This window comes from Saonia flava (assembly GCF_011927795.1).
GTDB classification, from domain to species: domain Bacteria; phylum Bacteroidota; class Bacteroidia; order Flavobacteriales; family Flavobacteriaceae; genus Saonia; species Saonia flava.
On the sequence record NZ_JAATJJ010000002.1, the window covers coordinates 287326 to 311292 of the forward strand.

8 protein-coding genes are annotated in these 23967 nt (G+C 38.8%); 3 read left to right on the forward strand and 5 right to left on the reverse strand.

What is annotated here, in order from left to right; translation table 11 throughout:
- Window positions 1-26: 26 nt before the first annotated feature.
- The 3 genes from GGR42_RS13415 to GGR42_RS13425 are packed head-to-tail and all read left to right on the forward strand — an operon-like array spanning window position 27 to window position 5094.
- The gene (locus tag GGR42_RS13415) at window positions 27-2699 is read left to right on the forward strand and encodes a sialate O-acetylesterase (RefSeq protein WP_167965070.1); all 2673 of its coding nucleotides are present in this window, start codon (window positions 27-29) and stop codon (window positions 2697-2699) included.
- A gap of 9 nt (window positions 2700-2708) precedes the next feature.
- Window positions 2709-4244 carry a glucuronyl esterase domain-containing protein gene (locus GGR42_RS13420; RefSeq protein ID WP_167965072.1) on the forward strand — a complete coding sequence of 512 codons (1536 nt, stop codon included), beginning with the start codon at window positions 2709-2711 and terminating at the stop codon, window positions 4242-4244.
- Complete coding sequence (locus tag GGR42_RS13425; RefSeq protein ID WP_245201473.1) at window positions 4234-5094, forward strand: alpha/beta hydrolase; 861 nt, start codon at window positions 4234-4236, stop codon at window positions 5092-5094. Before GGR42_RS13420 ends, GGR42_RS13425 begins: the two co-directional genes overlap by 11 nt.
- 3 nt (window positions 5095-5097) lie before the next feature.
- On the opposite strand, the gene GGR42_RS13430 is transcribed toward GGR42_RS13425, so the two are convergent.
- The 5 genes from GGR42_RS13430 to GGR42_RS13450 form a co-directional block, all read right to left on the reverse strand.
- On the reverse strand, window positions 5098-8391 hold the full coding sequence (locus GGR42_RS13430; RefSeq protein WP_167965074.1) for a VCBS repeat-containing protein: 3294 nt from the start codon (window positions 8389-8391) through the stop codon (window positions 5098-5100).
- A gap of 112 nt (window positions 8392-8503) precedes the next feature.
- Window positions 8504-10477 (reverse strand): carbohydrate binding domain-containing protein, encoded by a 1974-nt coding sequence (locus GGR42_RS13435; protein WP_167965076.1) that lies wholly within the window; start codon window positions 10475-10477, stop codon window positions 8504-8506.
- A gap of 22 nt (window positions 10478-10499) precedes the next feature.
- A complete protein-coding gene (locus GGR42_RS13440; RefSeq protein ID WP_167965078.1) occupies window positions 10500-12119 on the reverse strand; it encodes a RagB/SusD family nutrient uptake outer membrane protein in 1620 nt (539 codons plus the stop codon).
- Window positions 12120-12130: 11 nt separating this feature from the next.
- On the reverse strand, window positions 12131-15169 hold the full coding sequence (locus tag GGR42_RS13445; protein WP_167965080.1) for a SusC/RagA family TonB-linked outer membrane protein: 3039 nt from the start codon (window positions 15167-15169) through the stop codon (window positions 12131-12133).
- A gap of 387 nt (window positions 15170-15556) precedes the next feature.
- A complete protein-coding gene (locus tag GGR42_RS13450; RefSeq protein ID WP_167965082.1) occupies window positions 15557-23890 on the reverse strand; it encodes a T9SS type B sorting domain-containing protein in 8334 nt (2777 codons plus the stop codon).
- Between the last annotated feature and the right edge of the window lie 77 nt (window positions 23891-23967).

Sequence of the window (23967 nt, forward strand, 5' to 3'; positions counted from 1 at the left end):
TGTTCCTTTTTTTAATATTTTAAAGTATGGACAAAACGATAAAATTATTTTTCATAAGTTTTTTTTCATTTTTTAGTGTGCAATCCCAAATAAAGCTTCCTCAATTGATTGGTGATGGGATGGTTTTACAAAGAGATGCTAAAGTCAAGCTTTGGGGCTGGGCAAACTCAGGCGAACAAATCACGTTAAACTTTAAAAATAAAAAATATAGAACAGTAGCTAACGAAAATGGTGAATGGATTATTAACCTAAAACCTCAAAAAGCCGGTGGTCCCTACAAAATGACTTTTACCGCAAGTAATGAGATTACTGTGGACAACATTCTTTTTGGGGATGTTTGGGTCTGTACCGGGCAATCCAATATGGTATTGAACATGGGCCGTGTTAAAGAAAAATACCCTGAAGAAGTTGCAACCGATCATTATCCTGAAATAAGAAACTTTTTCATCAGAACACTAACAAATTTAGATGGACCACAGAACGATTTACCATCGGGCGAATGGAAGTCCGCTGTTGGCAATGATATTTTGAGAATAGGTGCATTGACCTATTTTTTCGCCAAAGATTTACATGAAAAATATAATGTTCCCATTGGGGTTATAAACGCTAGTGTGGGTGGAACACCTATCCAATCATGGATCAGTGAAAGTGGCTTTAAAGAATTTCCCAGTGAAACGGAAATCATTCAGAAAAACAAGGATAAAGAATACATCAAATCAGTAACATCGAGGCCTAATTTTTCGAATGCTACAGCCCCTATAGTTAAAGACAAAGGGTTAATTGGTCCTCATAAATGGTTTGAAGAAACATATGTGCCCAAAGGATGGAAAAGATTTAATATTCCTGGTTATTGGGAAGATCAAGGCGTAAAGGATTTAAACGGAGTAGTATGGTTTAGGCGAGAAGTAGAAGTCTCAGAGGAAATGATGGGTACAGATGTTAAACTATATATGGGACGCATTGTTGATGCCGATGAAGTTTATGTAAATGGAACCAAAGTAGGTAACATAACCTACCAATACCCTCCAAGAAGATATACGGTAGAAAATGGTATACTTAGAAAAGGGAAAAATACCATCACGGTTAAAGTTACCAATTATGGTGGTAAAGGAGGTTTTGTCCCTGATAAGAATTATGAACTAACAGCAAATGGACTAAGTATTGATTTAAAGGGAGATTGGCACTATAAGGTAGGTGAAGTATTTGTGCCCCGTAGAGGTTCTTTTGGTGGACGAAGGTTTTCAGCCCAAAATCAGCCATCATCTCTATACAATGCGATGGTAGCCCCATTGACAAATATTTCGGCAAAAGGGTTTTTATGGTATCAAGGGGAATCCAATACAGGGAATCCAAAACCGTATCGGGAATATCTTCCTGCTTTGATCAATGATTATAGAGATCAATTTAAGTTGCCCAATGCTCCTTTTTTATATGTGCAGTTGACCAATTTTCAAGATGTAGATTATGTTCCAACCGAAAGTAATTGGGCAGAGCTTAGGGATGCACAATTCAGTGCATTGTCGGTTCCCAATACGGCAATGGCTGTTGGTATAGATTTAGGGGAATGGAACGATATTCACCCATTGGACAAAGAAGGTGTTGGCAAACGCTTGGCACTTGGTGCCATGAAACTAGCTTATGGTGAAGATATTGTTCATTCCGGACCCATATATAAATCTTCAAAAATTAATGGAAACAAAATTGTTTTGACTTTTGATTCTGTAGGAAGTGGTTTGGTTTCAAACGATGACGAGCCTCTCTCTCGATTTGAAATAGCGGGTGAAGACCAGCAATTTGTTTGGGCAAGTGCCAAAATTGAAGGAAATACGGTTGTGGTAGAAAACAATGAAATTTCTAACCCAAAATATGTACGTTACGCTTGGGCAAACAATCCCCAAGGAGCTAATTTGTACAATAAAGAAGGCCTACCCGCCTCTTCCTTTAGAAATTACAATCCTGATGCATTGAATGATTTGCCGTGGCAAGGAAAAAAAGGAGCGGTTATTTTAACCTATGATGATGCCCTAAATGTTCACTTGGATAATGTACAACCCTTATTGGACTCCTTAAACCTAAAGGGTACTTTTTATGTATCTACATATTCCGATGCCTTTAGAAATCGAATTAATGATTGGAAAAAATTAGCAGAAAGTGGTCATGAACTGGCCAATCATACAATTTTTCACCCCTGTATAGGAAAGGAAAGCAGGCCGTGGGTCAATGAAAATTATGATATGGGTACTTATACCGTAAAACGTATGGTCGATGAGATTAAAATCAACAATACACTTTTAGAGGCCATTGATGGTAAAAAGGAAAGGACTTTTGCCTATACCTGTGGGGATTTTACCGTAAATGGCAACGATTTCTTTATTGAAGGACTAAAGGATGATTTAGTGGCGGCAAGAGCAGTTCGTTCCGAAATGCATACTATTGATGAAATAGATATCTACAGCATGGATAGTTATGCCATAGTAGGCGAAAGTGGCGAACAAATGATCAATTTGGTAAAGCAGGCCGTTGAAAACAATTCCCTTCTAATATTCTTATTTCATGGTGTAGGCGGTGAACATTCTATGGATGTTTCCCTTTCCGCCCATAAAGAACTTTTAGAATACTTAAAACAGCACGAATCTGAAGTGTGGACAGCTACTTTATTAGATGCTGTAAAGAACATAAAAAAACACCAATCCAAATAATTTAAGAAAATGAAAAATCTTTTTTACTTGCTAGCAGCGTTTCTTTTTACTGTTACACAATCGAATGCGCAGTCATGGTTATTATCACAAGCAGAAAGGGACAGTATTAATCAACTTGGTCAAAAGAACCAAGAAACCATGATGAAACAACTTGGGATTACAGAACTAAGACCTGGACCAAGTGGAAACGAAAGTGCCCCCAATCATGCCAATTATGATGAATCCATTGCAAATCCATGCCCGGAACTTCCAGAATTGTTGGTGACAAACAAAGGAAAAAAAGTAAAAGATTCGGATACCTGGTGGAAAACAAGGCGACCAGAAATTGTTGAAGATTTTGAACGGGAAGTATATGGAAGATTACCAAAGAATATTCCTAATGTTACTTGGACCGTGAAAGTAACCGATAATGAATTTGTACGTAGAACACCTGTAATTGCCAAGCAATTGGTTGGCCATGTTGACAATAGCTCTTACCCCGCAATAGATGTCAATATCAATGCAATGCTGGTTGTGCCTACGAATGTTGAAGGGCCTGTTCCTGTTTTGATGATGTTCGGCCGTCCATCTTTTCCTGCTCCGGCACAACCTTCCCAAAAAGACATGGAGGTTCTAAATGAGTCCTTCAAGAAAATGATGATCAAGAACGACCCTAGTACAAAGGCAATATTTGACAAATACCCCGCCTATAGTCCAATTACACGATTACCCGGTCCAAATTTTTGGGCACCATTACCGGAAGGAGATTTACCCTCAACAGAGCAATTATTGGCCGCTGGTTGGGGATACCTTACAATTGAGCCCGCAAGTATTCAAGCCGATAATTCAGCTGGACTAACAAGTGGAATTATTGGTCTTGTAAATAAAGGTCAACCACGTTCCCCAGAAGATTGGGGCTCATTACGTGCTTGGTCATGGGGAGCAGCAAGAGCTCTGGATTACTTGGAAACCGACTCACTGGTAGATGCAACAAAAGTAGGGATAGAAGGTGTTTCCAGATATGGAAAGGCAGCTTTGGTAACTTTAGCTTTTGAAGAACGATTCGCAATTGGCCTAATTGGCTCATCAGGAAAAGGAGGGTCAACTTTGCACAGAAGAGTTTTTGGAGAAGCAGTAGAAAGCCTTACCGGAACTGGAGAAAGTCATTGGATGGCCGGCAACTATATAAAATATGGAACAGAAAAATCTTCTTTTGGTAAAATGACAGGCTGTGATTTACCAGTAGATTCACATCAACTAATTGCACTTTGTGCGCCACGCCCCACTTTTATAAGCTATGGTATCCCAGAAGAAGGCGATGCAAAATGGTTGGACCAAAAGGGAAGTTATATGGCAACCATAGCGGCTGGTGAGGCATTTAAGCTATTGGGAGCCAAAGACCTTGGGGTTTCCAATGATTATTTAAAGGAAGAAATGCCCCCATATAATACAGATATGCTCGAGGGTGAATTGGCATGGCGCCAACATGACGGAGGGCATACAGATTGGCCCAACATGAAACATTTTATTCCTTGGGCAAATAGGGTTTTAGGGTATGAGAAATAGAATGAAGATTTGCTTCGCGGGTTTGGCCCTTCTTCTTTATATTTCCGGAATTCAAGGTCAAATAAGGGACACTTTATACCTATGGCCCAATAAGGTTCCAAATGAAATCAGTTCAAAACAAAGACCTGTACAATATCCAGATACGAGCAGGGCGGTTATTAGAATTACCGAAATTACGAATCCTTCTTTAACAGTTTTTAAGCCAAAAAAAGAGATTTCAAACGGTATCTCCATAATTATTGCGCCCGGTGGGGGATATAGATATCTGGCCATCAACATAGAAGGGTATGAAGTTGCAGAATGGCTAAACATGCTCGGTTTTACAGCTTTTGTCCTGGAATATAGAACGCCAGATAATAAGCTGGGTGCACTAAATGACATGCAACGAGCAATTCGTTTGGTACGAAACAAATCAAAATCATTGGGGTTAAATCCCAATAAAATAGGAACAATGGGCTTTTCTGCCGGGGGCCATTTGGCAATGCTGTCCAGCTCAAATTTCAAAAAGTCTTCTTATGAGCATTCTGATGATATAGATAAAATATCATCTCGCCCCGATTTTTCAATATTAATGTATCCGGCTTACTTAGATCAAGGGGAAAACAATTCACTATCTGATCCTATAGACCTTAATGAGGATATGCCCCCTCTTTTTATTTTTGGAACCTTGGACGACCCCTTATCCAATGGTTTTTTGGTTTTGGCAAAAGCCTTAAAGAAAAAAAATATCCCTTTTGAAATGCACTTATTGCCTCAAGGTGGTCATGGTTATGGTATGCGGAAAGGAAATCCTGCAGCTGAAGAATGGCCAAATTATTTAAAAAAATGGTTGGTAAAGATTTTCAACTAATATCTATTTTAAGCCATAAATAGTAATAGGACCATCATTGTTTGCCATTAAAAAGTAGTCCTGCCCAGCTACTTTTATTTTACCCATATCCTTTATATTTCCATAATTATAAAAACTTATATCTATATAAGGGTGTAGATTACCTTTTTCATCACCGAGCAAAATATAGCCTGTATTGGAATCATACCTTATGGTCTCTACTTCGGCCTCAAAAATACTTCCCACTCCAAGAACGTCCATAAACCCATCCTTATTAACATCATCAATAGTAAAGGACATGGTAGGACCCACTTGCGCATTTGTTGGCAGCTCTTCAATTGCAAATGTTCCGTCACCATTATTGTACACATATAAAGAACTAAAAGTATACACTTCCTTATGATAAGAATTCCCTATTTCCTCTTCACCATAAATATCAATCAAACTAGAATTTGCAAATTCCTTATACGTCTGGATTCTTTCACTAATAAAGGCATTTTGCTCTGTTGAACATTCCTTGCCTCTCACTGGAACTAATTTACCATTGTAGACTTTGCTTAAAAGCATATCATAGGTGTCATTATTATCATAGTTATTGCCATATATGTGCAGCGGCTTTTCCTTTGTAGGGTGAAATTTATTATTGTTTCCAAGATTGCCAACCAGATAATCCATATCACCATCCTTGTCCAAATCAACTTCTTTTATAGTGTTCCACCAGCCGTTTGTATCCTTAAATTCTGAAATTATTTTTTTTGAGAAAACTCCATTTGAAAAATCAAATACGGTTATCGGCATCCATTCCCCAACAACGATTAAATCTTTATCTCCATCACTATCATAGTCAGAAAATATTAAGTCGTTCACAATACCCACTTCTAAAAATTCCGGTGCTATGTCTTTGGTAACATCCTTGAACTTTCCGTTGGTATTTTCTAAAAAGTAAGACCTAGGAGCCAAAGGATATTTTCCTGGAACCACATTACCCCCAATTGCCAAGTCCAAATCACCGTCACCATCAAAATCAATGGATTGAACACTTTTGGTACTAGTAACCATTTTAGGCAATCCATAACTTTTTGAAAATGTTCCATCACCCTTGTTCATATACAATCTATCTTGTAAAAGTGAGCTGTTTTCATCTAGTTCATATCCACTACTCGCCACATAAAGGTCTATATCCCCATCAGAATCTGCATCAAAAAAATGTGCGCCTATATCTTCATATTTCTTTTCTGAAACAAATAGGGCTTCACTTACTTTGTCAAACGTTCCATTGTTGGTCTGCACATACATTTCAGCAGGTTGGTTTAATGCCCCCCCAATGAAAAAATCATCCAGTCCATCATTATTGACATCTGCCACCTCAATACAAGGGCCTTGTTGCGACTTTTTTTGTGGCAACAATACTTGGCGTTCAAAATCATTGAAAATGTTTTCCTGATGTTTAAAATCAATCCCTAAATCCTCAGGATTGATTTTCTTATACCCCTGTGGAACTGCTTTCTTCATTTCGCCATCAAACTTAAAATCCTTTTTGTCAAAAACAAGGGTTTGGTTTGGCTCTATATTATCCATTGCCAAAACGGTATTATCAGCCCATATCACTTCTATACGATTGATTAATTCCTCTTCACCAAGGCCAAAATTAAGGGTTGGTGACATAGAAGATTGATACCCTCTGGACAAATAATGTTCTTTGGATTGTTGTATCTCATTTGAGTATACTTTAACCTTTGCTCCAATCGCACCTTTGTTCTTTTCATCACCAATAAGTTTAAGGTTTATGTAATTCCCTACAGAGTTATTTTTATATATTGAAGCTATATCCTCAATATTATTAATAACCAAGTCTAAGTCTCCATCATTGTCCAAATCCGAATATGCAACGCCACTGGAGTTGACCTTCATATCCAATCCCCAATCTTTGGTCTTATTGGTAAAAGTAAGATCTCCATTATTTTTAAAAATATAATTGGCCAATTTTTCAGATGGCATAGAAGATAAAAGATCTTCAACGGTAATATCAGCTCCCAAAGAATCTTGCCTCTTTTTTAAAATTTTTCTGTAGTCTTGATTTCCCAACTCATAAGAAATACCATTGGTCACAACAATGTCTTTATGCCCATCATTATCAAAATCGGCAATAAGAGGTGCCCAACTCCAATCTGTTTTGGAAACTCCCGCGAGTTGCCCAACATCACTAAAAGAACCATTCCCCTTATTAAGGTTTAAGATATTGGACATATATGAATAATGGTACCCCTCATTCACCATTCTCCAAAATCCCTTGGTATTCATACTAGGCATATTTTGTTTGCCCCTTATATGATCCTCTGCGGACATGTCCAGCACCAATAAATCTGGTAAAAAATCATTGTTAATATCAGCATAGTCCGAACCCATACTGGAATAGGAAGTATGTTTTATTCTTTGGTTTATTTGATTGGAGAATGTTCCATTTTTATTATTGATGTATAAATAATCTGGAGTGATGAAATCATTGGCTACATAAACATCTGGCCAACCATCATTATTAAAATCCCCAATTGACGCACTTAAACTGTATTCTTTGTTCATAATACCAGAGGAAAGAGTAACATCCGTAAATTTATTTCCATCATTTCTAAACAAATGATCTGAAGTTTCGGAAAAATATTTCCTATCCTTTCTGTCCTCTAGCGCATTGGCATTCACAAAATCGTTGCGGTGATTTACCAAAAACATATCTACATCCCCATCCTTATCATAATCTAAAAAATAGGATTGAATTGAGAACCCATTATCATCCAAGCCCCATTTTTTGGCTTCTTCTTTAAAAGTGCCATTTCCTTGGTTCACATAAAGTTTGTTTCTACGCAACTTTTCATTTTCCATGGAGGCCGATTTACACACATAAATATCCAGCCAGCCATCATTATTAATATCTATCATAGACGTGCCCGTACTCCAGCCACCCATATCCTCCACTCCAGCAATGATAGTTTCATCCTTAAATTCAAAATCTCCTTGATTTGTGTATAGTTTGTTTGATTGTTGGTTGGAAACCAAATAAATATCATCCAAGCCATCATTGTTTATATCACCTATCGCCACTCCACCACCATTATAGGTATAGGAATAGTTGAGCCCATTAAAGGCAAAATCCTCCTTGACAGTATTCCTAAAATTTATATTCGATTTTGAACTTGAAACTAGTTCAAAGAGCTTGTCCGAGGTAGTTTTTTTCTTTTTTGACTGATTATCCCCACAACCAATGCATATTGCAATGAAAGCTGACAAACACAGAACAGTCTTGATTTTAACAAACTTTTTCATGATACTCAAATATAAAAAAACATCAAACAACTAATCAAAAAAGCCGTCTACTTTCGTAAACGGCTTTAGTTGAAAATTGCTACTAACTCAATTAAAAACTAATTATTTTAATTTACTCACATGGGTCATATTCCACTACAGAAACATCATCCACAAAGAATGTCTGTCCTGTTTCTCCCATATCGAATAACAATCTATATACACCAGATGCAACCGCTGGCACATCTGCTAAAACAAATGAAAAATATGTCCAGTCTTCAGTGATATCCAAATTGTCTGAGTAGAAGAAATCTGAACCATCTCCCCCGTTATATTGTGACATGGAAATTCTAAAGAAACCATCTGGTCCGGAAGCTTTTGCCCAGAAGCTTATTTTATAATCACTTCCTGCTTCCATATCCAGTGGGTCAGAGGCCATTTGTGTATCCCACGGATTAGCGGCAGCACCTGTTGCGGTCAACGAAGCTCCTCCAGAGACAAATTCAGCGGTTGAAACTTCATGGGTTCCATTGAGGGATTCCCAACCTGTAAGACCGTCCTCAAAACCTCCATTAGCATTTAAAGGTGCAGCTGGTGGTTCATATTCTCTAACATTGACAGCATCAACAAAGAATGTCTGTCCTGTTTCCCCCATATCAAATAACAATCTGTATACACCCGACGCAACAGCCGGTACATCGCTCAATACAAATGAAAAATATGTCCAGTCTTCAGGAATATCCAAATTATCTGAATAGAAGAAATCTGAACCGTCCCCTCCGTTATATTGTGACATGGAAATTCTAAAGAAACCGTCGGGTCCCGCGGCTTTTGCCCAGAAACTGATTTCATAATCATTTCCTGCAACCATATCCAATGGGTCAGAGGCCATTTGCGTGTCCCAAGGATTCGCGGCAGCACCTGTTGCGGTTAAAGAACTACTACCACAATAAAATTCAGTAGTAGAAATTTCATGGGTTCCATTGAGGGATTCCCAACCTGTAAGACCATCTTCAAAACTACCATTAGCAAGAATTGAAGGTGCTGTTCCTCCTGCTCCCACTGCTCCTGGAACCAAACCAATATGATCTATCATAAACGCTCCGGTCGAAGCACCCATATCCAAAACTGCTCTATGTTCTGGTAAATCATTTGTAACAGTAAAAGTCCAGCTATATGGTTGCCAAAAATCTTCCAACACTTTGTCCTCTCCGTAAAAATAATCCGCTCCACTTCCATCAAATTGAGAAATTGAGAATCTAAAGAAAGCTCCTTCATCAATTGCCTTGGCCCATAAAACAAGTGTATATTCAGCACCAAATTCCAATTGAACAGGATCAGAAGCAAATTGATTGTCCCAAGGGTTTCCACTTGCTGGGTCAACCCTCATTGATCTTCCACCTCCGTAGGCATCTTCACCAACAACAGCAGTCATTCTATCTCCTCCATTTAATTTTTCCCAACCAGGGAAATCATCTCCGGAGCCATCTTGCATTTCTCCATTGGTCAAAACACTTTCACGTGCCATGAAGCCAGTTGTTGTTGTTGTCTCACCATGAATTGATGATATGCCAATTTCCAAAAATTCATCATCTGCCAAACCACTTGGAACAGTTACAACCAATTCCGTTGGTGAGTTTGAAGTTATGGTAGCTGCAACACCATCTATTGTTACCATTGGGGTATATTCAGAGTTAAAACTTAGTCCCTGAATGACCAAATCTCCTCCTATAGGCACAAAAGCATCAAACTTTTCAATAACTGGTATGGGTCTAAGCAGTACCTCAAATGGTGCAGTAACCCTATAGTTATTGGCCATTGCCAATGTTATTGTATTATTTCCTATTTCAGAATTTTCTGGTACATTAAAAGTTACAATGTCACCATCCAATTGAAATTCAGCTTGTGCATTTCCTACAAATATAAATTGAATCGTATTAAAATTAGTACCTGTTATTGATACTGGATCACCAGGAAAGGCGCTAGTTACATCAAAACTACTTACTGCAACATCTGGTGCAATAAAATCGTCTTCTTCGCAATTGGTCAATCCAAGCCCCATTAAAATAGCTAAGAAACCAATTATTAATTTTTTGTTCGTTTTCATAATATCTAAAAATATATTTTTATTAATAACCAGGGTTTTGTTGGCTTCCTGTTTGGTCAATAAAGGATAATGGGATAGGCCATAACCTGTGTCTATCCTGCACATTTGGAGATGCATCTACATTATGCATTTGAACTCTTTCCACCAAAATGTTATTTCTTTTTAAGAAAGACCAACGATGTCCTTCATGGCCTAGCTCCCTTGCATGCTCTTCAACAATATCTTCAAAAGTGATGTTTGAGAAATTTCCACTTGCATCTCCATATGCTCTTTCTCTTAGCACATTCAGTAGTTGCATAGCTCTTGCCGCATTTCCAGCTTTAAAATGAGCTTCGGCTCCTGAGATAAAAGCATGGGCATATCGGTAAACAATAATGTTTCTCCATCCCTCAGCTTGTGCAACTGTCCTACCCAACGTGCCATCCTCCCAAGTCTTAATGGTGGTTGGTTCCACATATCTCCATTCCCTGCCTTCAGTTGGCCATTGTTCCTGTAAATGATCTAGGGTAACTACATCGCCCAAGTTTACACCATCAGGCAAGTTTTCGGCATCATCAAATATCCATTCCAACTTATGCCACGCAGCTATCCTGCCGTCTGCCTCATCTTTAACATCACCATCATCATTGGTATCGAACAATGTCCAATAATAAGCTGATGGAGATAATCTTGACCAAGGTCTTCCTCCAGTTTCCATTGTTCTGGCAACTCCGTTTACCCTATCATAAAGAGGAACAAATTGTTGGGATTGCCATTGTACCGTCTCTGGAATTGCTGGGTCAAACCCTATTGAAAAGACAACTTCATCGTTAGTTTCTGTGTCACCATCCAAACCAAAAATATTGTCCAATGGCTGTAACAAATATGATGGATCAGCAACAAGCTCATCAGCAGCAGCTGCGGCGGCTGCATTATTGCCCAAATCTAAATTAGCTTCGGTCAATAATATCAATGTCAATCCTCTCGTAGGTCTTTCAATAGGCTCTACAATATTTGGATCAACCTCTGCTCTTGTTCTAATTATGGGTAAGGCTTTGTTCAAATCGGAAAGAATCAAACTGTACACTTCAGATCTTTGACTTTGCTCAGTTTCAAATTGTGGACCATCTTTGTCCAAATCCCTTACATCAATAATAGGAATGTTATCAAATCGGCGAACCAATTCCAAATACAGATACGCTCGCATAGTGTATGCCTGGCCCAAATTATCAGCTCCTGTTTCACCGAGTTCGGCATCTGGCAAATTGCCAAGGGCCGAAATAATGGTGTTGGCAAAAACAATACCATTGTAGTGTCTGTTCCATAAAGACTCTATTTGCTCACTCTGAGCCGAAAAGTTTCCGTCATACGTATTCATTCCAAAGAGACCAGACGCAGGCTCATCAGCTAAATGCGTTCCATTTCTTACAATATCTGTTCCGCACTGCCTGTTAACTGAGACCCTGATATCACTAAAAATACTCTTCAACTCAGTTACAGCGCCTTCCACAATTGCCTGTGCGCCTTTTGCCGTTTGGGCGGCATCAGGACCAGACAAAGAGGTTTCGCGCTCTACTTCTAAAATATTCTTTTCACAGCTTTCAGTTATAACGGCAACCGAAACCAGTGTAATTAATGTTAAAAATTTATTTAATCTTTTCATGACTTTTTTTTTTAAAATGTAAGATTAACACCCAATGACCAGTTTCTTGATATTGGATATTGTCCTATATTGTCTTGTTCAGGAGAATAAGCATTCTTATAATCGGTCCAGTAGTACAAGTTGTTGCCCCTTACAGAAAACCTAACATCATTCAGGAAGGTATTTTCCAAGTGCTTTTTGGGAAAACTATAAGACAAAGAAACATTACGAAGTGCAACAAAACTTGCATCCTCTACATGAATGGAATTTCTAAACTGACCTCCATTGGTCAAATGAGATCCATCACCAACCCGGGGATAATCATTGGTAGGGTTTTCAGGGGTCCAATAATTAATATAAACTGAATTACCTCTTGTTTGATTGTAGGAGCCATAAATTCCGTTAATTCTAGATACTCCTTGAACGGCCTCTAACAATACAGACAGCTCAACATCTTTATAACGGAACACATTGTTAAAACCTCCGTACCAATCTGGTGTAGGGTTCCCTAGAAATGTTCTATCATCAAAATCAATGTTTCCATCACCATTGACATCGGCATATTTGCCATCACCAGGTTGGGGTGTATTGCCAAAATGAGTTACTGCTGGTGTTTCATTCAATTGATACACGCCTTCATATTTAAAACCATAGATCTCTCTGATATCCTGCCCAATGAACCATCCGTTATCAATATCATCATTCGTACCGGACAACGTAGTGTTCAAACTAACAATTTCATTCTTGCTGGTTGCCCAGTTAACCGTAGCTGTCCATCCAAAGTCATCTGTACTAATGACATCAGCCTTCAAAGATGCTTCGATACCTTCATTCTTGGTTTCTCCAATATTGGAAGGATAGAAAGCAAATCCATTGTTAAGTGCTGGGGGAATGTTTTGGAACAAGAGTACATCTGTGGTATTTGTTCTATACACCTCAACAGATCCTGAAATCCTGTTATTAAAAAGTCCATAATCAAGACCGGCATTTAATTGCTTACTGGTCTCCCATTTTATATTCTTGTTACCAGCAACATTATTTTGTCTAAAAGCGGTGGTACCATCTAAAAGTGTCACCAACTGGCTACCTGCCGTTGAGGAGAAAGAAGGAACATTATCATTACCCAATTCTCCATAACTAAATCGGAACTTCAATTGGTTCAAGGCATCGCCACCAAACCACCAGTCTTCTGCATGTGCATTCCATGCCAAGGCAGCTGATGGGAACCAACCTACACGGTTATCCCCTTCGAACTTGGAGGATGTATCTCGACGCAAAGTTAGTGTAAGACTGTACTTTCCACCATAATTATACCCCAATCTACTGGCAAGGTATAATTTCCCCCAATCATCTGATTGAAGTTCAAATCTTTCCATTGCCTGAGGTGCAGAACCTATTCCCATATATCCCAGTTCATCAGAAGCTGTATTTTCCCCGAACATAATACTACGTCTCCACTCAAATTGTTGGAAACCAAAAACAAAGTTGGCATTGATACCATGGTCCCCCCAGTTCTTTTTATAGGTAAGAATGTTATCCAACAAATAGGTTGTTGTCTCTGTATCTTGAATTTCACCTTCACTATTTGCGCCATCTGTAAATTGGCTACTTCTGAATTCACCCGTGAACTCATCACGTTGCTCTACAAAAGAGTTAAGGTTATACGTTAACCCATCTGCCAATTGCATCTCTATATATGGATTGATGTAAATTCGATCTACTTCTCTATCAAAAAGCCCTTCTTTCAATTGATGCAAAGGATTTATGGCAAACCTATCTTCTGTCGTAAACTTGGTAAAGTTCCCGTCTTCATCATATAGGTTGCCGTAGGGTGAAGTTTGTATTGCAGCATTTAAAGTTAAATCCAATTCTATTGCCCTTTGATCGGCTTTTGATTTTGAGAATTGCACCCTTGAACCCATTTTAAACCAATCGTTAACATTTAATTCACCATTAAACCTAAAGGAGTATCTCTTATAATCAGCTCCATCAATTGGTCCTGTTTCATTATACATATTTCCTGCCAAGTAGAAGGTTCCAAGTTCTGAACCGCCCGTAAAGGTAATACCCGCCGTATTTTGAATTCCAGTTCGTGTTACTTGATCGTGCCAATTGATTTCTTTTCCTGCTATGTAGTTTGGATATTCAACCGTGGCATCAAATAGACCTAAAATGGTGGCTGGATTTGGTGCATTGGGATCACCTGCTTTAGAAATATCAATAAACGTTTTGAGCAATTGATCACCTGTCATAACATCGGGGGTTTGTACCAAATCAACAAAACCAGTTGATGTGGTTACCTGAACCCTTGCTCTACCCGCTCTACCACTTTTGGTTGTGATAAGCACTACCCCGTTGGCCCCTGAAGTACCATAAATGGATGCGGAACCAGCATCTTTAAGAATATTGATACTTTCAATATCATCCGTATTAAATTCCGATAAACTTTGATTTACAAGTGGAACTCCATCTACAACTATCAAAGGCGTGTTGTTTTGGTCTATAAGATCACTTCCACTGGTAGAGGCCCCAAGTGAGTTATTGCCCCTAATCTTAAAAGTTGGTGAGGAACCTGGAGTTCCTGAAGTCCTGGTAACTTGGAGTCCAGCCACCTGACCTCTAAGTGATTCCACCACATTGGGAACTGGTACCTTAGCTACTTCCTCAACATCTACGGTGGTAATAGCACCCGTAACGTTGGCTCTTTCCATAGTACCATACCCCACAACAACTACTTCATCTAATAGCTGTGTGTCCTCAATCATTGCTATATTAACGGAACTTCTTCCATTTACAGCAACCTCTTGGGCTACAAAGCCCAAATAACTAAATTGTAACGTGGCATTAGATGGAACCGTAATTGTATAAAGCCCATCAAAATTTGTAGTAGTTCCGGTAGCAGTTCCCTTTACCACAACACTCACCCCAGCCAAAGGAAAGTTTGAATCATCTGTAACCGTTCCGGATACAGAAACATCTTGTGCACTCAATGAATAAGTAAGCACCAAAAAGAAAAACAGAAAGTGCCATTTCCTATTCACAAGAATGTTTCTCATTAAATAATTGGTCATGTTGTTAAGTTTTAAATTTTTTAAGTTAATTTATACAGTTCTAGCAATAGAACTGAGGTATAATTTTCAATGTGATAAATATACATAATTATACAAATTATGCAATCGATTGCGTAAAAAATTTGTAAACCAAACAACATCCTTATGTTATCATGGATGAATTACAAAATACAACTAATTGATATTCAATTATTTAAATGCTTTAAAAAATGCTTTTTCCTAATAAAAAAATAGACTTTATAGATTAAAAGTGAAGTGTTTTTAATAAATAAAGTTGAACTTTTGAGGAATTATTTGTCAATTCTACAAATAAAATAGCCTTATTTTATCTTTTTTGTATTTACTTCAAGTAAATAAATATATAAGAATTAAAATCTAAATATTTAGCTATCTATAGAGCGTAAAATGTCCAACATATTGATGCTTATCCGAGTCGTTGGCATTTACAACATACCAATAATCTCCAGAGGGTAATTCGCTTCCCTCATAAGTTCCATCCCATTTGGCAACCTGGTCTAGAATGGCCACTACCCTACCATAACGGTCGTATATTTTAACATCTACATTTGCAAACATCTCCCTGTTCCTTGGATACCACATATCATTCATATTATCTCCATCCGGTGTAAAATAATTGGGTATATCCAACATACCGGTGAAATTAAATGGCATCATAATAGTAGCAGTACATCCATTTTGATCAATAACAGTAATAGTTACCGTATCATCCATGTTAATGGTGTACACATTATTCTCCCCTGTGGATTCTCCTTGGAAGAAGTATTCATACCCGCCAAAACCGCCCATTGCAGTCGCCGTAATTTCATTTGGACCTGTAACGGTAGCCTCCAAAGTAAGCGGGTCGTAGGCCTCTATCGTAAATTCTACCATCGCGACACATCCATTTTCATGATAAATATATACTGAATGGTCACCAGGTGGTAAATCACCAAACGTTCTATTTGTAGATGCCTCCAAAACATTATCTACATCCAAAGAAAATAAAAGTGATGGCAGTAGGCTGTCATCCATCATTTCAATGGTAACAGTACTATTCGGGAAAATTCCATCACAACCATATTGCACAATCGGTTCCGCGACCAAATCAACTCCAATTCCAACGGGCACAATTACCGTTGTTTCGCATCCTTGTGAATCCCTTACAAATATTACATGAGTCTCCCCTCCACTAATATTGTCTAGAAATAAAGAATCATTTTGCACAAAATCAGCAGCAGCAGCGGAATCTACGCTAGTATAATACGGGGGTGTCCCACCAAAAACCTCTAAAGTAATGGTGCCATCATTATCACCCAAACATGTTTCTGGTGTAGAGCTGGCCACTCCACTTACCAGTGCCATGGGTTCTAATATTTCCAATGTCTGTGTTATGGTACAGCCCAAATCATCCTGGACAATAATTTCATATACTTGAGGGCCTAAATCCGTAAAAGTTTTCCTATTGGGGAATGCTGCGTCATCCCCTTCAAAAAACTCACTTAAGTTTTGAGAAATAGCATATCTAATATTTCCTGTACCTCCACTGGCCTCAATTGTAATTTGCCCATCCATTTCCCCATTACAACTTACCGGGAATGCCTCAACATATTCCAATACCAAAGGTGGTTTTGGATCTATTACAATAGGTGTGGATATTGCAGTACATGCACCACTCTCTGCAAAAACATAATAAGTACCAGGTCCCAAATTCCTAAAAATTCCCGAGGATTGGGCAGTCCTTACCGTATTTGCCGCAACTGGATTAGGTGGTGTATTAGAATTCAACAATGTATATATGTAGTTCCCTATTCCTCCAAATGCCTCTGAGCGAATAATCCCTGTAGCTTCTCCGGCACAGTTTATAGTGGCATTGGTCAAATCCAAGGAAATCACCAAAGGAGCGGCCGCATCCAACGATATTTGATTTGATTTTTCAAATGGACATCCGTTCGAATTTTGAACGTCATACTGGAATGGACCCGGATCCATTGTAATATCTGCCGGAATTTGAACACTAACAACTCCACTGCCAAAAGGTACAAATGGGTCTGTGGTGCCTGCTCTCCTATAAAAATAATCCAATCCAACTTCAGGGTTCGTAACAGTTAGTTCCATAAGCCCTACATCGCCACATCCAGGCGGCTGTAATTCAACCAATTCTGCCACAACCACTTCTGGATCCATCACGGTAATAGGTAATGTGGTATAACTACAGTCCCAACCATCAAATATGGTTATCGTATAGTCTCCTGCGGATAAGTTTGCAAAAATTGGGGTCGTTTGCAATCCACTGGTAGAGCCATCTGCTAATCTATTTAATTGAAATAAGTAATTTCCGGTTCCTTGACCTCCTGAAATAGTATAGGCCTCTATCACTGCATTGTTATCATTGTTACATTGTAACGGAGTTACTACTTGTATGTCTGCATAAATAGGAGTGGGTGGTAACAACTCAATAGTATTAGTGGATATACATCCCAGGGCATCACGGACATTTATAGTATGAATACCACTAGATAAATCTGTAAATACATCATTGGTATCAGGATAATCCTGAATTATGGTTGTACCATCTGGAGCAATAACCTGATACTCATATGCCCCCCAACCTCCATCGCCAGTGGCCTTTATTTCTCCTAAACCAGGCACAGCACAAGTAACTTCGGAGGTCTGCTGTAGGGCAACTGTAAGTTCTCTATCTGGTGACGTTACCGTCGCCACATTACTTACGGCATCACAAAAAGGAGTATCCAATGCTTCTACCCTAACCACTAAATTACCAGCGGGAAGCCCTGTGATTATCTCAGGAGTAGCAATGGGCGCCGTGGTATCAAAAGTACCCGTAACACCTGTTGTGGTTTCCACACCTGCATTGTCCCTTGAGAAAACCTCATAGTTATAGGCACCAACATAATTATTGATTTCTATGTTTATTTCTCCATCATTTCCATTAAAACAGGTTACAGGTCTATTTTCAGCTATTAGGGCTTCTATTGTATTATAATCTGGTACATTTACAATGGGGGTTAAATAATTACAACCTCCCAATCCTAAATCTCTTACTGCAAAAATGTAATCTCCTGGAGTACTTATGTCCCAAGTAACTCTATCTGTTCCCCCTGAACTTCTTGGAGCTTCTGATCCCAAAGGAAGAATTTCTACTTCATAATTTCCTGCCCCTTCATTAACTATGATATCTATTGTACCCGGATTTACACCAACTCCTGTTGCATCACAGGTGATTGGGTTTACATTGAAGCTAAATGTTAAATCCGTTGGTGCATTTATTGTAAATGTATCTGTAATCTCACATCCATTTTGGTCTCTGGCCGTGATGATTATTGCACGATCGGTTCCATTGTCCACAACTTCAAAAACATTGCTTGTTTGGAAATTAGTTCCATCAAAAGCTGCAGTACCATCATCCATACTATACGTGTAAGGAGGAGTACCCGTAGGCGTTCCTGAGCCATCACCATTAGAATCGGTAAAAACAGTTATTAGAGCCGTATTAAATTTATTATTATTAGGGTCACATGAGAATTCTGTATTCGTTGTATTGATTAAAAAATTTGGTGGATTGATTATAATAATATCTCCAGAGCGATATGTACATCCCCTTTCGGAAACCACCTCTGCTTGATAAGTTCCATCCGTTAGACCTGAAAATAATTGCGAAGTTTGTGGTCCGTAAAGAACTGTGCTACCAGAACCGTCATATAGAGTATAGTAAAAAGGTCCATCGACATCAGTTCCCGCCTGTAATTCAATTGTAATACTACCGTCACTTGCGTCATGGCACGTAACATCGTTCTTTGGTGTAGATGAAATTACTGGTGATACAACCAAAGATACAAGGACATCAACATCATCTGTACACAAAGGCAGTGTGTTGGAATCCAAATCCGTTACTACAATGTTATAATCCCCAGGAAACAAACCTGTAAAAAGATTGGAGCTTTGCGGTCCTCCTATATCTATTAGTGTGCCAGCATCCCTTAGTTGATATTCAAAATTACCACTACCTCCTGAAGTGTTTACTGTAATAACCCCATCACCTGCATTACATGTTGGTTCAGAAGTGGCACTGGCCGTAATAGAGAAAAAATCAAACACCTCAGCTACCACGGTATTTGTACATCCATTACCATCTCGCACGATAATAGTATAGGTCCCTGGATTAGGAACTACAAAGTTTGGACTACTTTGAAAACCACCTCCTATATCATATTGAAATGTATCTTCTGGCAATCCTGAGGCTGTGGTCAATGGACTTGTTACATCAACAAAATAGTTGTTTACAGCGATACATTGATTGGTTACATTTACAGTAGGTGTTGGTACCCCTGGTCCTTCTGTAACTGTTACTGTAGTAAAACTGACACATCCACTGGCATCTCTTACATAAAAATCATAATCATCCGGATAGGGCATCCCTATTTCATATGTTGTGATCGAACTAAATACAGTTGGAGCGGGATCACCATTTGGCACATAGGCAAACTCGTAGGGTGCAGTACCGCCATTTGCCCTAACGGTAACAAGAGCCCCTACATTACATGTAGCGGGTATATTACTATCTATAACGACTGTAGGAATATCTTGGGTAATTGTTACCAAGGCACTGGCATCACAACCCGTGTTATCATCATTAACAAGAATTTGATAATTCCCTGCTTGTAAGCCAGTTAAAGTATCACTATATGGCATGGGTTCATTAGTAAAACTAATAGGTCCTCCTACCATAGCCCCTGTATCTGTATTTTGTATTTGAATTGTAAAATCCGAAGGACTCGGTGTAATTCCACTTATTGTATAAGATATTTCACCATTACCACTAGGGTCACACGAGGCAGTGGTGGCCGTTGTGGCAATTGCGATTGGACTCGGTGACACAATTGGATCAATTTGTTCTATATAAGTACATCCCAAAGCATCCTCTACTTCCACAAAATAAGTTATTCCATAAGCTATTTCACCTGAAAAATCATGGGTGTCCGCATCTACATTGGGAGAAACCAAAGGGTTACCAACCAGACCAATCAAGTAGGGTCCCGTACCACCAACAATGTTAACTTCATACGTAAAGAATGGCGTTGTACAATCTGGGGGAGGAACTACATTTACGGGTACCAAATCCAGTTGATTTTGATCTATGGTTACTACATCTCTATCCTCACACCCAGTTGCGTCGGTTGTAACTACAGTATAGGTACCTGGAGCAACATTTAAAAATATTTCGGTTGTACTTGCTGTGGGGCCTATTGAAGTAACAAAAGTGCCGCTAATATCATAAAGTTCATAAGTGTAATTAGCTGTACCGTTAGCAACACCTGTAACATCTATGGAGCCTAAAACTCCAGTGCCAGTACAAATGGCATCCACTGGAACCACGGTGGCATCAACAGCTGTACTTGTCCCAATAGTTGCAGAAAGCAATGGACTTTCACACCCTCTACTATCTCGTACCATAAAATCGGTATACGTACCAGGAGCATAACCTGAAAATACATTTTGTGTAGAATAAGTGGCACCACCATCATTACTAAATTCATAAGGTGGAATACCTTGTGTTGTATCTGCCGTCACCGTTACCACACCACTCGTTGGGTCTGCGCATACAGTATCTTGACCCGTAGCTGTACCCGCAATGGTTTCGGGTGGAGAAATTGTAACAACATTCGTTTCAGTTAAACATCCTCTAAAATCGTATACTTCAAATTGAAAAGTAGTATCGGTAAGAATAGATCCATCATTTGGAATACTATAAACAAAAGAGTTTCCAACTATATTGGTTGTAGTTGTTGTATAAGGAGCTCCGTTGATACTTACTTCATAATAATCATAGCTTCCTGCAGAAGTGTATCCATTACTAATATTGATCTGTATCTGTGCATCTGGACCTCCACAATCCAATTCTTGAATTATTGAAGCATTAGTAGTAATTTCCGGCGCAATGGTTATCACTACATTGTCCCTACAATTGTTGGCATCCCTAACTTCTACATTGTAATTTCCTGGAGTAAGACCATTAAATGAATTGGCTGGCTGCCATAATCCATTGTTAATTCTATATTCAAAGGACCCTGCTCCGCCAGCTGCATTTACAGTAATTGATGATGCATCGACATTGTCAAAACAATAATCGGTAGATGCATCAATAGAAATAGTTGGTGAAGACAAGGGGGTTAATGTGAAACTATCTGTTAAGGTACATCCATTGGCATCGTTCACAGTTATTTGATACGTTCCACCCTGAGACAAACTTGAAAAAGTATTACTATTAGAAGGCCCTAGAGTTGATGCATCTGGTAAAGTCAAAGTATATCTATTACCACCCCATCCTCCAGAGGTATTTATTGTTACACCACCTACATTGCCATTCTGACAATCCATTGGGACAACTGACAAACTATCAATGGCAAATGCCACGGCAGGCTCTTCAATAACCAAAGTAGCTGTATCTGTACAGTTTGTATCTTCATCGGTTACTGAAATAACATAACTTCCTGCGGCTAATCCTGTTAGTGGAATTAAGCCAGCCGTCTGTCCTGTAATCGCCGGTGCTCCATCAATACTATAACTATACGTTCCATTAAATCCATCAACAAGAAAACGACCTTCCCCATCACTATCCCCTACACAGGTAACTCCTCTGGTTGCTTGTGCTTGTGAAGAAATAGAACTAATATCCGTAATTGCAAAGTTTTCATCGTAATAACACCCAACACTATCTGTGACCCTAAAAGTATAAGTTCCCAAACTTAAACTTGTAAAAATATTGCTCGCTCCATTGTTTACCGCACTTGGACCTGGTGCAATAATTTCATAAGTGTAAGGGCCTGTTCCATCGGTTACTGCCAATGTAACGGATACCGTACCTGTTAAACAATCAATATTGGAAATTGTAAAATCTAAATCAGTGGGTTTGTCAAACGGTGCAAAAGTTATAGGAGCCAAAGTTTGAATACATCCATTGGCATCCCTAACCCTAGGTGTATATGTTCCTACTCCCAAATTAGTAAAAACAGATGTTCCACTAAATCCTGCTCCAATACTATATTCATACCCTCCTGCTCCCCCAGACACTCCTGTTATACTAATTTGTCCACCTGTTTCATTGGCACAGGTTGGAGAAACATCTACATTCGCAGTTCCAGATATAGTGGACAAAGTTCCTATTGTAGCGGTATCATTAATATCACAAGAAAAAGCCCCTTGCTGATATCTAATTATAACATTATAGGTATTGGGTGCTAAATTGCTAAAAACATTACTGACTTGGAACGTTGCGCCCCCATTGATGCTGTATGTTAAATTGTATCCGTTGGTATTGGTGACATTCATAGTGATACTGCCATCGTTTGCCCCACCGCAATTTCCATCATTAGGAGTTATTGTATAGGTTGGTTCTGGAATATTTTCTACATCAACCGCTGCTGTGTGTGTACACCCATTGGCATCTTCAACCAAAATTGAATAATTCCCTGCAGACGTTACTGTGAATGTAGTAGAAGATGTATATGTTGAGCTAAAACTAGTCCCACCATCCAAACTAAATCTATATGGAGCAGTTCCACCAGAAGTATTAACGGTTACATCAACTGATGTGGCACCACAACCAAAACTATCTGTTGCTGTGGCAGAAATGTTCAATGGACTAATTCCACCCCCGATAACTATTGGATTTCCGTTGATATCCTGGGTAATGAGTTCGGAACAGTCATTGGTTTCTACCCTTATACTATATGTACCAGAACTAACATTATCAAAAGTATATGCATCGGAACCATTGGGACCAAAAGTATCCACTGTAACCCCGTTTTTAATTAGTCTATAGGTATAAAAACCAGGAACATCAAATACTTGCACATCTATACTTCCCAGTTCACCACTACATAGAATATCATTTGCAACAACTTCCGCTCTAATATCAGAACTAGTAATTGTAACTGTATTGGACGGGAATAAACAAGCAGTTGCAGATACATTCTTTAAACGCACCCAAACCATATAATCGCCAGGGGTGGTAACATCAAAATAAGGAGTATCCTGATAAGGACCTGCTGAATTATTTAAACTATATTCATACCCTGCAGGAACATTGGTAATTTCTACCCTTCCCGGGTTCCCACAAACAATATCTTCTTTCACCACTTGTGGATCCAAAGGGTTTAAAGAAGATTTAAAGTAAAAATATTCTCCTGAATCTACCCTAACCCTAAATTCTCCCCCAGAATTTAAATCATAGGTGGAATTAGTTCCAACAGTATTCCAGGTACAAGATGAATTTGTTGTGGGACAATCTGCAACAACGGAAGTGGCACAACTACCTCCATCCAATTTCTGCCATTGATAAGAACCTCCGCTTTGACTTAAGCTTATAGTACGGATATCACTGGTACCACATAAAAAGAATTTTGCAAGTGTACTACCATCATTTGGACAGGTAACCTCTTCGTTAGCACCAAGTATAATAGTGGTAAACATTGGCATACTAGGAAGGACAAGAGTATTTATTGTTTCTGCAGGGGAAGTTGAGCCCTCAGAATTAGTATTTAATTCGGGAGTACTATTGACCGGTACTGCAACATCCATTACATCCGTAATTTCTGCAAACAGATTATAGCCTTTATTATTTGCTATTGCCGTAGAACATACTATTGATAAAAATATCAACAATATGGCATACAAAAGATGCCGTGTTTTTTTAGGAAGCATAGGTTAAGCCAGTTTTTTTTGTAGAATATAGTTTGATTTGGGATCAGCAATATTCTAGGGTGTAATTATTTATACTT

Bases quoted from the DNA above. Each gene is read 5' to 3' on its own strand.
- GGR42_RS13420 (WP_167965072.1), top strand. From the start codon at position 2,709: ATGAAAAATCTTTTTTACTTGCTAGCAGCGTTTCTTTTTACTGTTACA.
- GGR42_RS13430 (WP_167965074.1), bottom strand. From the start codon at position 8,391: ATGAAAAAGTTTGTTAAAATCAAGACTGTTCTGTGTTTGTCAGCTTTC.
- GGR42_RS13435 (WP_167965076.1), bottom strand. From the start codon at position 10,477: ATGAAAACGAACAAAAAATTAATAATTGGTTTCTTAGCTATTTTAATG.
- GGR42_RS13415 (WP_167965070.1), top strand. From the start codon at position 27: ATGGACAAAACGATAAAATTATTTTTCATAAGTTTTTTTTCATTTTTT.
- GGR42_RS13425 (WP_245201473.1), top strand. From the start codon at position 4,234: ATGAGAAATAGAATGAAGATTTGCTTCGCGGGTTTGGCCCTTCTTCTT.
- GGR42_RS13440 (WP_167965078.1), bottom strand. From the start codon at position 12,119: ATGAAAAGATTAAATAAATTTTTAACATTAATTACACTGGTTTCGGTT.
- GGR42_RS13450 (WP_167965082.1), bottom strand. From the start codon at position 23,890: ATGCTTCCTAAAAAAACACGGCATCTTTTGTATGCCATATTGTTGATA.
- GGR42_RS13445 (WP_167965080.1), bottom strand. From the start codon at position 15,169: ATGACCAATTATTTAATGAGAAACATTCTTGTGAATAGGAAATGGCAC.